This window comes from Paenibacillus tyrphae (genome assembly GCF_024158745.1).
Taxonomy (GTDB): Bacteria; Bacillota; Bacilli; order Paenibacillales; family NBRC-103111; genus Paenibacillus_G; species Paenibacillus_G tyrfis_A.
Map to the genome: position 1 here is coordinate 244,561 of NZ_JAMZAW010000007.1, position 15,150 is coordinate 259,710.

A 15,150-nucleotide genomic window follows, 5' to 3' on the forward strand; every position below is an offset into this window, starting at 1 on the left:
CGACCGCTGCGCTTCTCCAGAATGATTCCGCTCGCTCCGCTCCTTTTTTCACCGAACATCTAAAAATTCGAAACCCTCTACGCCTCGCTCACGTTCTCGTAGATCACCGCAATGCCCATGCCTCCGGCCATGCACAGCGTCACCATGCCGTACTTCACACCGGACCGCAGCATTTCGTGCATCAGCGTCACAGTCAGCTTCGCTCCGGTAGCGCCTACCGGATGCCCCAGCGCAATCGCGCCGCCGTTAACGTTGACCCGCTCCGGGTTCAGCTTCAGCTCGCGGATGACGGCCAGCGCCTGCGCGGCGAACGCTTCGTTGAGCTCGATCAGCCCGATGTCATCGAGCGTCAGCCCGGCCTTGTGCAGCGCCTTATGGACGGCGGGCACCGGCCCGATACCCATCACGCCCGGTTCGACTCCAGCGCTGGCGAACGCTTTGACCTTGAGCAGCGGCTGGATGCCCGCCCGCTCCGCCTTGCTCCGGGACAGGAGCAGCACGGCGGCCGCGCCATCGTTCATAGGGCAAGCGTTGCCTGCGGTGATGGTGCCGCCCTGCTTGAAGACGGCGGGCAGCTTGGCGAGCTTCGCCAGCTCGATATCTTCCCGCAGCGACTCGTCACTGTCGAAGAGCCGGACGCCTTGCCGTTCCTGCAGCTCCAGCGGCACGATTTCGTCCTTGAACCGCCCGCTGCGGACGGCATCGGCCGCCTTCCGGTGGCTTTCGAAGGCAAACTGGTCCTGCTCTTCCCGTGAAATGCCGTACTGCTCGGCTAATCGCTCCGCGGTCATGCCCATATGCTCGTTCCCAAGCGAGCAAGTCAGCCCGTCGGCGAGCAGCGCATCCTCCATCGCGACATGGCCGAACTTCGTGCCCCAGCGGTTTCGGACCAAATAAGGCACTTGGCTCATACTTTCCACGCCGCCCGCAATGACGGCTTCCTCTTGCCCCGCCGCAATCGCCAGCGCCGCGCTTGTGATCGCCTTGAGGCCGGAGCCGCACGCTTTGATGACGACGTGGCCGGGCACCGTCAGCGGAAAACCTGCCCGCTGCGAGCTGATTCGGGCTGAATTGAGCCCGCCGCCGTGCACATAGCCGTGGCCGAAAATGATTTCGCCCACCTCTTCCTTCGGCAGCGCCGTTTTCGCCATCAAGCCCGTCAGCACTTGACGTCCCAGCTCGGTGGCGGGCACATCCCGCAGCGACTTGCCGAAGGCTCCGACCGCCGTGCGGACCCCCGCTGCGATAACGACTTCATTCATCACGGATTGCCTCCCTTATTGAATCGTAGACACAACGGACGGAACGATCAATTCCGCTTCCGTCTGCCGGATGACATCTTCTGCTGTGAAGGGGGCCATCACTTCCCGCAAAACAAGTCCCTCGTCCGTTACTTCCATCACGGCCATTTCGGTAATGATCATATCCACGCAGCGCGGCGCGGTTAACGGAAGGGAGCACTGCTTCAATATTTTCGACTCGCCCTGCTTGTTCGTGTGGTTCATCAGGACGATGACCTTGCGCGATTTTTGTGCCAGCTCCATCGCTCCGCCCATCCCGGGCACCCGTTTGCCGGGAACGATCCAGTTCGCCAAATCCCCGTTCTGGCTCACCTCAAGCGCGCCCAGAATCGTGATGTCCACATAGCCGCGGCGAATAATTCCGAACGCCGTCGCGCTGTCGAAATACGATGCACCCGGCACGATGGTCACCGGAAAGCCTCCGGCATTGCACAGCGCCGGATCTTCGCTCCCCTTGGCCGGGCTCGGACCGGTGCCCAGGATGCCGTTCTCCGCGTGAAAAAACACTTGGAGCTCCGACGGCACATAATTGGCCACCAAGGTCGGAATCCCGATGCCGAGGTTCACGAGCATCCCGTCTTGAATCTCCTGCGCCGCCCGCCGGGCGATCCGGTAACGGCTGTCTTCTACTCCCACGCCCATGTCCAGTTCACTCCTTGACTCGGTATGACCATATCGACATAAATTCCCGGGGTGACGATGCATTCCGGGTCCAGCTCGCCGAGCGGCACGATTTCGTCTACCTCGGCAATGGTGTAATCTCCGGCCATCGCGACGAGCGGATTGAAATTGCGGGCGCTTTTGTCATAGATCAAGTTGCCGTACGGATCGGCCTTCATCGCGTGCACGATGCTGACCTCGGCGGTCAGCGCCGTCTCGATCAAATACGGCTTGCCATCCAGCACGATCTGCTGCTTGCCCTCTTCGGCAATCGTGCCGATGCCGACATCGACGAAGATGCCGCCCAAGCCGACGCCTCCGGCGCGGACGCGTTCGGCCAGCGTCCCTTGCGGGCTGAACTCCACCTCAAGCACGCCCTCGTTCATGAACCGGCCGGCGTTCGGATTGGAGCCGATATGCGAGACGATGACCTTCCTGACCCTTCCCGCCGTGATCAACCGCCCGATCCCGATATCCGGGAACGCGCAGTCGTTGCCGATCAGGACAAGATCGCGCACGCCTTTATCCAATATGCCTTGGCACAAGGACGGAGGATTTCCTACGCCTCCGAACCCCCCGTACATGAGGGTCATCCCGTCGCGTATATGCTGAAGCGCGTCCTCCAGCCCGGCGACCTTGCTTCGCTTTTTTACAAGCTCCATGCGTCTTCCCCCTATACCGCCGCTTTATTCAAATGGCCTTCCGTCCGCAGTTCCTCTTGCACTTCAAAAATACTATTTTCCAATATACTTACTAGGCTATCTATTTGTTCTTGGGTGATGATTAATGGCGGAGAAACGATAATCGCGTCTCCGGCCGCTCCGTCGATGCCTCCCGATGCCGGGTACACGAGCAGCCCTTTGTCAAAAGCGCGCTTGATGACCCGCGCCGTCACGCCGAGCGATAGCGGGAAAATCCCTTTCGTCCGCACATCCGGCACGAACTCCAGTCCGAGCAGCATCCCTTTGCCCCGCACGTCGCCTACGATCTCCAGCCGCTTGGCCATCTCCTGCAGCTTGGCCAGAAGATACTCGCCGTTCACTTCCGCCTTGCGGACCAAATCGTGCTTTTCCATATAGTCCAGCACGGCCAGGCAAACGGCGGCGGATTGCGGATTGGCGCTGTACGTATGCCCCGCCATGATCGACTTGGACCCTTTCAGAATCGGCTCCATCACCTTGTCGCTGACTAGCGTCGCCGCCATCGGCGTGTAGCCTGCGCTCATCCCTTTGCCCAAGGCGACGATGTCAGGATCGACTCCCCAGTGCTCAATCCCGAACTTCTTGCCGGCTCTGCCGAGCCCGGTCATCACCTCGTCCGCGATGAACAGAATATCGTATTTGTCGCAAATGCGCTTGATCTCCTGATAGTAGCCCTCCGGCGGCGTCACCGCCCCTCCCGAAGCGCCGATGATCGGCTCTGCGATAAATCCGGCGATATGCTCCGGCCCGATACGCAGAATCGACGTTTCCAGCTCCTGCGCGCATTTCATGCCGCAGCCGGGATGCGCTTCCTTCAGCGGACAGCGGTAGCAGTACGGCGCGGAGACGGACGGATAATCTTCGAGCAGCGGAATGAACCGCTTGCGCCGCAAAATATTGCCGGACATGGACAAAGCGCCCATCGTAATGCCGTGATAGCTCATCCAGCGGGAGATGAAGCGGTTTTTGCGGTCGCGGCCTTTCTCCTGCCAATGCTGGATCGCAATCTTCATCGCCGTCTCCGTCGCTTCCGAGCCGCTGTTGACGAAAAAGGACCAGTTCCAGCGCCCCCCGGACCATTCACTTAACCGTCTCGCAAGCTCTTCGGCTGGCTCGCTCGTAAACTGCGCACGGTACGCGAACGATACTTTCTCCGCCTGCGCCTTCATCGCCTCGACGATTTCCGGCACTCCGTGGCCGATACTCGCCGTCACCGCGCCGGAGCAGCCGTCGATATATGTTTTGCCGTCCGTGTCATAGAGATAAATTCCTTGTCCGCTGGCCACTGTAGGGTAGTCGTAGTCCAGAATCGGCTTGATCAAATGTGTATCCGTCATGTCGGTTCCCCTCTTTACGCTTGTGTTAAACCCAGCCTCTCCAGCGCATGGCTTCCGCCATTTTGCGGAGGCCTGCCATATAGGCGGCCAGCCTCATGTCCACCTTGCTTTCCAGCGCGATCCGATGGACCCCGCGAAAAGCGTTGACCAAAAGGTGGTCCAGCTTCCGATAAACTTCCGCTTCGGACCATTGGCAGCCCTGGTTGTTTTGAACCCGCTCGAAGTATGAAGCGACAACACCGCCTGCGCTCGCCAGCACGTCGGGGACGAGCAGCACGCCTCGCGAGGTGAGAATTTCCGTAGCCTTCGCGGTGGTCGGCCCATTTGCCGCCTCGACGACGATTTTCGCTTGAATGTCGGCCGCGTTCTTTTCTGTAATCTGGTTTTCAGCGGCGGCCGGGATGAGAATGTCGCAAGCTTGCACAAGCAGCTCCCGGTTGGAGATCGCGCTTGCGAACAGGTGGGTGACCGTGCCGTACGCATCCCGTTTTTCCAGCAAATAATCGACATCGAGGCCGTCCGAGTGGTACAGAGCGCCGGCGGCATCCGAAATCCCTACGATCTTCGCTCCGGCGTCATGCAGAAATTTGGCCAGATAGCCTCCGGCATGGCCGAATCCTTGAACGATCACCCTTGCGCCGCCGATCTGCATGCAGGCCGCCTTCGCCGCTTCGCGCAGCACGATCGTCACGCCTTTGGCCGTTGAGGACTCCCTGCCCGCCGAACCGCCCAGCGCGAGCGGCTTGCCGGTAATAAAACCGGGCGAGTCGAATTCGCGGAGACGGCCGTACTCGTCCATCATCCAAGCCATTATTTGCGCATTCGTGTACATATCCGGGGCCAGGATATCCTTCGTCGGACCGACGATCTGGCTGATCGCCCGGACATACCCGCGGCTTAGCCGCTCCAGCTCGGCGACGGACATCGTGCGCGGATCGCACTCAATGCCTCCCATGCCCCCGCCGTACGGGAGGTCGGTCAGACCGCATTGGATGCTCATCCCCATCGACAAAGCGGTCACTTCCTCCGGGGTCACCGTGGGATGAAACCGAATGCCGCCTTTGGTCGGTCCCACCGCATCGTTATGCTGAGCCCGGTAGCCGGTAAATACCTGAACAGAGCCGTCGTCCATACGTATGGGAATACTAACCGTCATCAAGCGAAGGGGCCGCTTCAATAGCTCGTAAAACGATTCCGCGCAGCCCATATGCTCCAGCGCTTTCTTGATGAGCTGCTGCGTTCGCTCCAAGATGCTTGGTTGTTCCGTTTGCCGAACCGTATCGACTGCCATCGTTCCACCTCCGGCCTCTGCGTTATGGCTGCGATTACTTGTAGTTTAAACCAGCTAAAGCGCTCGATCTATTCGACCGACGAATCCAAAATGAGCGCGCTTTTTTATACATCAGGTATAAATTCCAGCTTGCCCGAAATCACAGGCCGTGATATAACTTACTCAAGCCAATCCGCACAGAAAAGAGGATCATTCCTATGGGAATTAGCATTCAAGAAGCGATCCAGCTGCCCGTGATGTCGAAGACGAAATTAGTCGCCGGATTCGACGGCATGAACAATATGATCAAATGGGTCACGATCGTCGAAGTCATCGAAGACATCGACCGGCTGCAGGAAGGCGAGTTCCTGATTACGACCGGCTTCGGCCTGATGGAAAGCGAAGAGAAACGGAACCAGTTCCACAAGCTGCTGTCCAACAAGAAGCTGTCCGGCGTCGCGATGTACACCGGCTTTTACTTGCGCGAAATTCCCCAATCGTTCATCGACATTGCGAACCGCTCCGCCCTTCCGCTGCTGGAAATCCCGACGGATATCAACTTTTCGGTCATTACGAAGGCGATTCTGGAGCAGATCGTCAACAACCAATTCCGCATGTTCGAGCATTCGATCAACATCCACAAGGAATTTACCCGTTTGGTCCTCGACAACCAAGGAATCCAGGCGATCACCGAAACGCTATCGCGGCTGACGGACGGCAGCATCGTGCTGTTCGATGCGGATGCTTCCATCGTCTCGGATCGAATCGTTCATGACACGGTCCGCGGAATCGGTCAGGATCGGCTCCTGCTCTTTTCCGAGCCGCTGCAGCCGCCTTTTGAACAGCAGCTTCTTCACTTAAACAATCATGAAAGCGAATACACAATTTCGCTCTATCCAGTCATGGCGAATCAGACAAACTACGGCTGGATTGCGGCCATCAAGGATAAAGAACGATGGAAAGACATCGACCAGATCGCGGTCGAGCATGCGGCCACCGTGTATGCGATTGAATTCCTGCGGCATAAAGCGATTTTGGATACGGAAATCCGTTTTCAGGGCGAATTTCTCGATCAAGTGTTAAACAAAAATTTTACCAATAAAGCCGAAGTCATCGAGCGCGGCAAAAAGCTGGGCTTCGATCCGAGCGGCAGTCAGGCCGTGCTGCAAATCAAGGTGGAGAACCTTCCGTCTGACCTTGACCGCTGTACGCTGGACGACATGTTGGACCGGCTGTATCAGATCGTGAACCAGACGATGAGCAAGCATAACCGCCAGTTTCTGCTGCGCAACCGGCTGAACGGCTGTGTCGTCCTGATGGGAACGGGAAGCAAAGGAAAGGCTCCCGAAGCCGCAGAGGAAGCTTCGCTTCCAGCCGTGCGGGACATCGCCGATAAATGGAGCGCGTTCTATCCCGAATACCCGCTGCGGATCGGCATCGGCAAAAGCTATACTGACCTTGCCGACCTGGCCAAAAGCGCGCAGGAAGCGCATCGGGCGCTCGTCTTCGCCAAGCTGCTGCACAAGCCGAAGTCCGTCGTCCACTATGACGATCTGGGACTGTACCACTTCCTGATCCAAATGCAGGAGCTCGGCATGGATTTACGGCAGTTTGCCGAAGAGCAGCTCGGAGCCTTGATGCAGAACAAGCGCCAGGGAGCCGACCTGCTTCAAACGCTGGAAACGTACCTGTACCATAACCAGAGCCTGCACGTGACCGCGGCCGAATTGTTCATTCACCGTCATACGCTGAAATACCGGCTGAATCAGATCGAGAAGAAAACCCGGCGCAATCTTCAATCGTCGGAAGACCGCTTGAAGCTGGAGATCGCGATCATGGCCTACAAGCTGACCGTTTCTTCCGAGGAGCTGTAGCGGGCGCGCGGCTTGGCGCTCGCTTCCCTGCTTTTCGCTTTCGCGTTGACATCGAGTCTCGCTTCCAGCTTGCCCACCACAAACGTGAAGAGCATAACCAGAGCCAAGTAATATAACCCCGCCACCACGTACGTTTCGAGCTGCTTGAAGTTCGCGGCCGCTTCGCTTAATGCCGCTCCCCACAAATCCGACATGCCGACGTAAGCGACGAGCGACGATTCTTTCAGTCCCAGAATGAACTGGTTGCCGAGTGGAGGAATCGCGATTTTGAACGCCTGCGGCAAAATAATTCTTCGCATCGCCTGCGGATACGTCATCCCGAGCGAGCGAGCCGCTTCCATCTGACCGCGGTCGATCGATTGAATCGCGCCGCGGAAAATTTCCGCGATGTACGCGCCGCCGTGAATCGCCAGCGCGAACACCCCCGCCCAGAACTGCGACAGCAAAATAATGTTGGAAATTCCGAAGTACAGCACGGCGATCTGGATAATAAGCGGCGTTCCGCGGATTAACGTAATGTAGAATGTCGCTACGGCGTTCAAGACGCGGCTCTTCGACAGCCGGAAAAAGGCAAAGATCAGACCGATGACGCTTCCGAGCAGAAGAGAAACCAACGTTATGCGAACGGTCAGCCAGGTCGCTTTCAGAAACACGTCGTAACTGGACAGCAAGATTTCGATCATCGGGTCACCTCATCTGAATATCGTTTCGTTACTTTTGCAAAATATTTCTGCCAAACCATTTCTCACTCAGCTTGTCGTACGTCCCGTCCTTCACCATTTCGTCGATAGCCTTGTTCAATTGATCCAGCAGTGCTTGGTCCTCCTTGCGGACCGCGATTCCCATTTCCTGCATCGTCAGCGGCTCCCCGACGGCCTTGATCGCCGTGGCGCTTTCCTTGATCATGCGGAAGCCGACCAAATCGTCCGTAATGACCGCATCCACCCGCCCCGTCGGCAGATCCAGCAGCGCCGTCAGATCGCTGTCGTATTCGGTAATGTTGCCCGCATCCGTCCGCTCGGCCGCCAGACTTTTGAACAAGCTGGCCTTGAGCACGCCGATTTTCTTGCCCTTCAGATCAGCCGCGGTTTTGATCGTCTCGTTCGTCTTGGCAACGAAAATTTGCGCGCCCGACCGGTAGTAAGGCGTCGTGAAGTTGACTGTCTTCTGGCGTTCCGGCGTAATCGCCATACTGCCCAGAATCGCATCGTATTTCTTCGAGAGAAGACCGGGAATGATCGTTTCCCACGGGTTCGTGACCGGCTCGGCCTTCACGCCCATTTTCTTGGCCAGCTCACTCCCGAATTCGACGTCAAAGCCGACCAAATTGCCGCTTTCCTTGTAGTTGAAAGGCTTATACAGCCCGCTCATTGCAAAATGAAACGCTTTCGCTTGTCCGGAATCTTTGCCGTCGGCAGAAGCCGCAGACGGGGTGTTGCCTGTCGAAGCACAGCCGGCGAGAAGCATAGCCCCTACCAGCATCGACAACAAGGAAACGATCAACCCTTTTTTCATCACATATTCCTCCTGTAAGTTGGTCTTAGGCTGCGTTGCTTTTTAAAGGATACTGCGCAAAAACTGCTGGGCCCGCTCCGTCTGCGGATTGACAAAAAATTGTTCGGGATGGGCTTCCTCCAATATTTTTCCGTCGCTCATGAAGACGACGCGGTCGGCTACCTCGCGGGCGAAGCCCATCTCATGGGTGACGACGATCATCGTCATGCCTTCCTTGGCGAGCTGCTTCATCACTTGGAGCACCTCGCCGACAAGCTCGGGGTCCAGAGCCGAAGTCGGCTCGTCGAACAGCATAACTCTCGGCGCCATGGCGAGCGCCCGGGCGATGGCGACACGCTGCTTCTGCCCGCCGGACAGCATGGCGGGATAATCGTGCGCCTTATCCTTCAGCCCTACCTTGTCCAGCAAGTCGTAGGCGGTGTCGATGGCCGTATTCTTTTTGATCTTCTTCACATGGATCGGAGCCTCGATCACGTTCTCCAGTACCGTTTTATGGGGAAACAGATTAAAATGCTGGAACACCATGCCGACCTCTTGCCGGATCTGATTCAGGTTCGACTTGTGAGGGTCGCGCTTCTCGCCGAAAATATAAATTTCCCCGTCATCATAAATTTCGAGGAAGTTCAGACACCGCAGCAGCGTGCTTTTGCCCGAGCCGCTTGCGCCGAGCATGACGACGACTTCTTTTTCCTGTACGTTTAAATTAATGCCTTTCAGGACGTTAACGGAGCCGAATGACTTGACCAAGGTGTTAACTTGAATCATGGATTAACCTCCTTGCGGGATAGTCTATGTTGCAAAGAAAGCGCATTCTTTTGGAAGTGCGGCTTGTCCTCAAAAAGTTTACCTGGTTAAATAGTAATATAGAAACCGCTTACAATCTATTCGCCGATAGAACGAAAAAAGCTTCCCGCTTTTTATACGCCATGTATATAAATCATACCCCATTTTGAGAGCCGAAAGCTGTGGAAACCGTTGGGAAGGGGTAAAAAAAGAGGGCCGCCGAGGCGACCCGCTGATAAATCTATCGATTACACTTTCCCTGCGCTTTTGTCTCCCAGCAGCGAGTTCAGCTGCTCCAGCAGGTTGCCGCCGCCGGTGAGCGAGATCGTGCCGATCTTTTCGCAGATTTTTTCGAGGAACTCCAGCTCCTTCAACCGGTACAGCGTCTGGTTCTCGTCCATCAGCTTGGCGGTATTGAGCAGGCTGCGCGTCGATGCCGTTTCCTCGCGGCGGGTGATCAGGTTGGCCTGAGCCTTCTTCTCGGCCAGTAGCACTGTGTTCAAGATATCCTTGATATCGCCGGGCAGGATAATATCCTTCACGCCGGCCGATACGAAGGCGACGCCGTAATCCTCGCTTTTCTCGTTCAACCGGGACAGGACGAACGCCGCGATTTCCTGCTTCATTTTCAGCAGATCGTCCAGCTTCAAGGTGCCGATATATTCCCGCAAAATGAGCTGCAGCTGGATATACATCTGGTCCTCGAACGATTTGATCTCCAGAGCGCGCAGAGGGTTCACGATTTTGTACTGGCAGACAAAATTGAGCCGCAGGGTCACCTTGTCCTCAGTCATCATCTCCTGGCCGGTCATGTCCATTTGCTGCTGGCGCAAGTCAATGGTCTTCACCGTGACGGCGGTAGGTCCTTTCCAGAAATAATATTTGCCGGGTTGGAGCTCTTTTTGCATCACGTGGTTATAGAACAGCACGCCCGACTCGTAGCTGGCTACCTCGAACGTCTGGCAATACGCCATCAGTCTGGGCCGAACCGCCAGATCGACCTCCGCAGGCAGCTCAGGCTGACGAATGTCCACCCGGACATAAGCGTGTTTCTTCAATATGTTCCAGAACACGTAGCGTCCAGCCGTCAGCATTGCGGCGAATTTGCCGTCCTCGTAATGCAGCACATATTCTTGGTCCTGCACCTCGACGACATCCAGCTCCCGCAACAGTTGGTCATCGTGGAGGAACAGCTGCAAGTCTTTCCCCTCCACCGCAAAAGGCTTCGTTATATTGAGAACGACAACCGTCTCATCTGAAAAAGGCGAGAGGCGGTACGTGCCGGGCTGCAAATATTTATTGTAGCTTCCTTTGCGGAACAGCAAGCCACGCTCGTCGGTTTGAATGGTTACTTTTTTAAACATGGTAAATCCTCCTTCATCAGCTCATACCTAAGCTGTCTTTCATTGGTTTGTGACCTGTGAAAGGAACCCTCCTGCGCCCCTGACGGAATGCCGCTTAAGAACGGAGGAGCCGGGGCTTCCGGCCTCGAAGCTGACGAACTTCGGATCGGCTCCATTGCAGCCGTTCTCCCGTTCGCCGCCTCCTTGGCGGTTGCCTTTCCGGTTGCTCCGTCCGGTATCCGCGGATTGCAAAGCCCGGACGCAGTGTGCTGTGGAAGCCACTGAGGGTGCCTTTGAAGGTCACAGCATGTCATTTTCGCTCGATTGAAAGTCGAGTGCTCCCCACGGAGCTTAATCGTCCCACACGATTTGGGATTCGAACCCAAGATAATGGCAGATTCATGCCGGATCGGCCGTACAGGATACCGGCGCATAGGATGCGCGGGCACTGCGGGATTGTAGGAAATCCCAGCCTCGGTACGCCTTCCGTACATCAACCTAAATGTATGATAGAGCGTCTCAGACGCGTATCATCGTTAGTCCCCCGTTCCCGCCCTCGCCGCTTTGCCTGAACCAGCACCCGGTCGTTACAATTACAAGAACTGGTACGCTTGTAAGATGTTCTGGGCTTGAATCGTAAAATGCAGGAATCGAACCTGCCGGACATGGCCCCTCACATCCACCGGGAGTCCAACTTGCCCAGTTGGCGGGTGGTGCTCGCCTTCAGACAAAAGGCTACCAACTAACACGGATGATCGTTACTTACAGCAGCTCGGTTTTCCAGTTCATTTCCTGAATGCCGGTATCCAGCTCCCGGTAAGCTTTCGAGTACTGGTCGACCTGCTTTTGCAGCTCGGCAATCTGAACCGTTGGAATGAATTTCACTTCCGACCTGCTGTAGCGGTCCTGTTTCACAGCCGCGGCATTAATGACCTCTTGGATCATCGTTCGGCGAATCCCTAGAATATCCCGCTTTGCTAAAGCATCGGCAAGGGTAACCCCGTCGTGCAGCACCGTTTGGGCGTTCGTCCGGTTGATCGCGGTCATTAAAGACTCCAGCTCTTGCAGCGTGTCGTTCATTTCTTGGAACAAATCCTTCGGGTCCTCCGGCGGATGTTCTCCTTCCTGCACCTTCGCACTGCGGTTCAGGCGGACTTTTAATTGTTCGATGCGCTTTTGGCAATCGGCTCTATTCATTAAAGCTTCGGCTAATTTCATCGTTATCACCTTTTTAATCTTTAGGATGGCAGCGCCTTGTGTATCTTATCTTCGCTGATTTGCGGCGAAACGAACATGGCGAAAGTATTACGACTAGTGGAAAGTTTTTCATGAAATAAAAAAAGACCGGAGCAGTGGCTCCGATCTTGTCATCTAGGGAAACGAATTCGGGATTCTAATGCAGTTTTCTATTCAACGCTTCGATTTCCGTCTCCGATAAGCCGGTTACCTCGACAATCAGAGAGACGGGCAAGCCTTTTTGCAGCATACTTGCCGCAATGTCCCGTTTCTCTTCCAGCTTCCCTTCCGCCCTACCCCGCGATTCCGCATAGTCCAGCGCGGATTGCTCGTCAAGCAGTGCTTTTTTGCGCATCTCATACAATGCCCGCGCTTCCTTGTTTTGGCTTAAAAATTCCAGCGTCGTCATCGCTTTTTTCAGTCCCGGTGTATCCATCGCAAGATCCTCCCATCGTTCTTTGGGTGCACCGTCTATGAACAGCATGTCCTCAACACACGCCGAGGGGCGCCCGTCACGCAAACTTGCCAGAACCGGCTCCTTCCCTCACAGCCTGGGATCGATTTCTTTTTCCCGTGCCACTTCAAACAGCAAATTAGCGACGATTTCGTTATACGTCTCATGCCCCGGCGCGATTTCATCGAACCGCACGGAGAGCATTAGGCTGCCGAGCCGATATTCGTTCGTCGAAGTACGGAGCTTCGAGTGAATGTTTTTCTGCTTCATGAGCTTGCCGTACTTATGTGGGAATCGGTAATCGTAGCCATAGATGATCGATAAATACTCCGGATTGCGGACCTTCATATACGGCACCGACCGGTCTTCCAAGACCTCCGGCTTGATCACGACGCCTTCCATATGGTTCCCGATAGTCAGCGTCGCGAAGAACTGCTCCGCCTGCTCACGGCTTTCCGGCTCGGACAGGTCCAGCACAACAAACTCGTCGTCCGACAGAAAACGGTACATCTCCGAAGTGTTCCAATCCGGCAGCTGCTCCTCGCCGCTATCGTACACCACTTTCAACAACGCAAAAGGCTTGTACTCCAGCTCCCCGTCCTCCGCATACAGTTCCAACTGCTTCTTGTACGTTTCATAGGCGGCCGCATGCTCCTCCAGCGGCACGTAGGTTTCCAAAATGTCATGGACATATTTATAGTTTTGATACACGCTTGCCCCGTATTTGTCGCTCAGGGCGGCTTTGGAGAGGTGGAATTGGTCCTTTTCAAACCCGCTGGCGCGGTACTCCTCCGTCAGCTTGCCGAAAGCTTGTTCAAAACCGTTGCGCTTCAGAAAATCCAACTCGCTCTCCAGCGCCTTCTCGATCGGCTTAAACTGCCGCTCGATGAGTCCGTCCCCGAGCGCTTTCCACGGCATCAGCTCTCCGTCCAAAAGCAGCATAGAGACGCCATTCTGCTCCATGTATCCGCCGAATTTTTGCAGCAGCCGGTCGTAAATGCCGGTCAGATCCACCTGATTGATCTTGTAACCGTTCCGGCTGACGGCAAAACACTGCTCCCGGTCCTTATGCAAATAAATGTTGCATCGGGAGCCCATGTATTTCGGCTGCAGCACCACCTGACGGACTCCGCGATCGGAAAAATAATCCAAGCCGCGCTGTAAAGACTCCAGCTCGCCCGCAGCCATGTCCTTATCGGCCGGGGACATCGTTCCCGAGATAAAGTTAATCTTATTGCGGGATACATAACGCAGTCTGCGAATTTCCTCGTCTCCCAGCTCCTGCACGGAAACTTTTCTCTCTTCCCGGAATAAGGTCGGAAGCTCGTCCGTCATGACAGCTTGCCCGGACTTGTAGGCTTTAAAGAAAGGCTTGAACGAAATGCTGACCGAGGTCAGCACGTTCCCGTGCACGCATCCCGTATCGAGATGAAGCTTGCTTTTGATCCGGAATGCCTGCTTCGCCGCAATGTGCCCGAATACGTGGTACGGATGATTTTTCGCGGCCTCTTCGTTAAGAAAAGCCAACTGTTCCTCCAGAGGAGCCTCCCGGTTGATGCGGAAGCTGCGCTGATGACGCATCGAATTCGCATCCAGCTTCCCGATATATTTGTTCCGACATGGCGCATGGGTCACGTAGAAGGATGCTCCCTTGGTGCCGACCGACCGGTAAAACGGCTTCGAGATGGAAACGAGATGATTAAACTTCTCCAGCAGCTCTGCATCATTCCGCAATACTTCCGTCGAATCGAAATACGTGCGGAGCAGCTCCGAATCGGCCCCCTGAATTTCGCCCCGCAAATATTTGTAGACGAAATTCTCATGATTTCCGAGGACGAATAAGAAATGCTCCTGATTATCGTACAAAAACTCCACGATCTCTTTGGTACGCTTCCCCTTATCGATCCAGTCGCCGGCTAGCAGCACCTTCGTGTTCCGCACTTTATCCGTTACGGCCAGCTTCCCACCTTCGATCTGGTAGCCGTAGCTCAGCAGCAGACCTTGCAGCGCATCTACGCACTCGTGAACGTCGCCGACGATAATGACCTTTTGATCCTGCGGAAGAATGGTCGACAAGTATTCCTCTTGATCTTCAATGACGACTCTGTAATCGGGATTGGCCCGCTGCTCCGTTACCGAGTAAAAATCTTTGGCGCGCACCTTATGAATTTTAGCGTACTTTTCCTTGGCCAGCGAACCGAGAACGTCTTTGCGCAGCCGGTTGATGTGGCTGGTGATCAGTTTCTTGGACCGCTCGGAGGCGTAGTAATCCTCCCGCTTTCGGTAATCGAACAGGATGACTTCCAGGTTATAATTATTCTCATGGGCAATCTCGCGAACCTTCGCCCGGAAATCCTCCGACAATCCAGTCGTATCCACGATCACGAATTCCGCGTTGACGGGATACGAGGTCACCATCTTCAGCTTCTCGAACAACAGATGAAATGCCTGTCCGCTGGCCTCCAGCATCAATTGATCGTATTTATCGTAGGCAAAGCCTAGAACCTCTTGGCGGATGCTGTCGGAAGAAAGATATTGGATGTTGGCTTTAAAAGGTTTCGACTCGTCCTCGAACCGCAGCCCGGGAATCAGCACTTCGTTGGCGAACGTCGTTTTGCCGCATTCCGTCGATCCGATCATCATAAAAATGGTATGAACCCTTGTTTGGATCTCCAT

The 15,150-nt window shown here is 55.5% G+C and carries 14 protein-coding genes; 2 read left to right on the forward strand and 12 right to left on the reverse strand.

The window, feature by feature from the left end; genetic code table 11:
• Window positions 1–77: 77 nt before the first annotated feature.
• The 5 genes from NI000_RS12785 to NI000_RS12805 are packed head-to-tail and all read right to left on the reverse strand — an operon-like array spanning window position 78 to window position 5,290.
• Window positions 78–1,262: a thiolase family protein gene (locus tag NI000_RS12785; RefSeq protein ID WP_253411049.1), complete on the reverse strand. Its 1,185-nt coding sequence runs from the start codon at window positions 1,260–1,262 to the stop codon at window positions 78–80.
• A gap of 15 nt (window positions 1,263–1,277) precedes the next feature.
• The gene (locus NI000_RS12790) at window positions 1,278–1,943 is read right to left on the reverse strand and encodes a CoA transferase subunit B (RefSeq protein WP_253411051.1); all 666 of its coding nucleotides are present in this window, start codon (window positions 1,941–1,943) and stop codon (window positions 1,278–1,280) included.
• Window positions 1,928–2,623, reverse strand: coding sequence for a CoA transferase subunit A (locus NI000_RS12795; protein WP_301292474.1), 696 nt, complete (start codon window positions 2,621–2,623; stop codon window positions 1,928–1,930). The genes NI000_RS12790 and NI000_RS12795 overlap by 16 nt, the downstream gene beginning before the upstream one ends.
• An 11-nt stretch (window positions 2,624–2,634) precedes the next feature.
• Window positions 2,635–3,999 (reverse strand): aspartate aminotransferase family protein, encoded by a 1,365-nt coding sequence (locus NI000_RS12800; RefSeq protein WP_253411053.1) that lies wholly within the window; start codon window positions 3,997–3,999, stop codon window positions 2,635–2,637.
• A 25-nt stretch (window positions 4,000–4,024) separates the two neighbouring features.
• Window positions 4,025–5,290: a Glu/Leu/Phe/Val family dehydrogenase gene (locus NI000_RS12805; protein ID WP_253411055.1), complete on the reverse strand. Its 1,266-nt coding sequence runs from the start codon at window positions 5,288–5,290 to the stop codon at window positions 4,025–4,027.
• Between the two features lie 197 nt (window positions 5,291–5,487).
• Here NI000_RS12805 and NI000_RS12810 point away from each other — a divergent pair, with 197 nt between their 5' ends.
• Window positions 5,488–7,143, forward strand: a complete 1,656-nt coding sequence (locus NI000_RS12810; protein WP_253411057.1) for a PucR family transcriptional regulator — start codon at window positions 5,488–5,490, stop codon at window positions 7,141–7,143.
• Here the strand turns inward: NI000_RS12810 and NI000_RS12815 are convergent.
• From NI000_RS12815 to NI000_RS12830, 4 genes are all read right to left on the reverse strand, one after another.
• Complete coding sequence (locus NI000_RS12815; RefSeq protein ID WP_127484369.1) at window positions 7,110–7,826, reverse strand: amino acid ABC transporter permease; 717 nt, start codon at window positions 7,824–7,826, stop codon at window positions 7,110–7,112. The two genes, NI000_RS12810 and NI000_RS12815, sit on opposite strands and share 34 nt — an antisense overlap.
• Before the next feature lie 28 nt (window positions 7,827–7,854).
• On the reverse strand, window positions 7,855–8,658 hold the full coding sequence (locus NI000_RS12820) for an ABC transporter substrate-binding protein (protein WP_253411059.1): 804 nt from the start codon (window positions 8,656–8,658) through the stop codon (window positions 7,855–7,857).
• Between the two features lie 42 nt (window positions 8,659–8,700).
• On the reverse strand, window positions 8,701–9,423 hold the full coding sequence (locus tag NI000_RS12825) for an amino acid ABC transporter ATP-binding protein (protein WP_054972083.1): 723 nt from the start codon (window positions 9,421–9,423) through the stop codon (window positions 8,701–8,703).
• 266 nt (window positions 9,424–9,689) lie between these two features.
• A complete protein-coding gene (locus NI000_RS12830; protein WP_253411061.1) occupies window positions 9,690–10,805 on the reverse strand; it encodes a slipin family protein in 1,116 nt (371 codons plus the stop codon).
• Between the two features lie 87 nt (window positions 10,806–10,892).
• Here NI000_RS12830 and NI000_RS12835 point away from each other — a divergent pair, with 87 nt between their 5' ends.
• Window positions 10,893–11,069 (forward strand): hypothetical protein, encoded by a 177-nt coding sequence (locus tag NI000_RS12835; protein WP_253411063.1) that lies wholly within the window; start codon window positions 10,893–10,895, stop codon window positions 11,067–11,069.
• A 477-nt stretch (window positions 11,070–11,546) separates the two neighbouring features.
• Here NI000_RS12835 and NI000_RS12840 read toward each other — a convergent pair whose 3' ends face one another.
• The 3 genes from NI000_RS12840 to NI000_RS12850 all read right to left on the reverse strand — a co-directional run bounded on the left by NI000_RS12840 (window position 11,547) and on the right by NI000_RS12850 (window position 15,150).
• A complete protein-coding gene (locus NI000_RS12840; protein ID WP_253411064.1) occupies window positions 11,547–12,002 on the reverse strand; it encodes a DIP1984 family protein in 456 nt (151 codons plus the stop codon).
• Between the two features lie 175 nt (window positions 12,003–12,177).
• A complete protein-coding gene (locus NI000_RS12845; RefSeq protein WP_301292475.1) occupies window positions 12,178–12,504 on the reverse strand; it encodes an Rpn family recombination-promoting nuclease/putative transposase in 327 nt (108 codons plus the stop codon).
• A gap of 60 nt (window positions 12,505–12,564) precedes the next feature.
• Entirely contained in the window at window positions 12,565–15,150 is a 2,586-nt protein-coding gene (locus NI000_RS12850; protein WP_253411067.1) for a metallophosphoesterase, read from the reverse strand.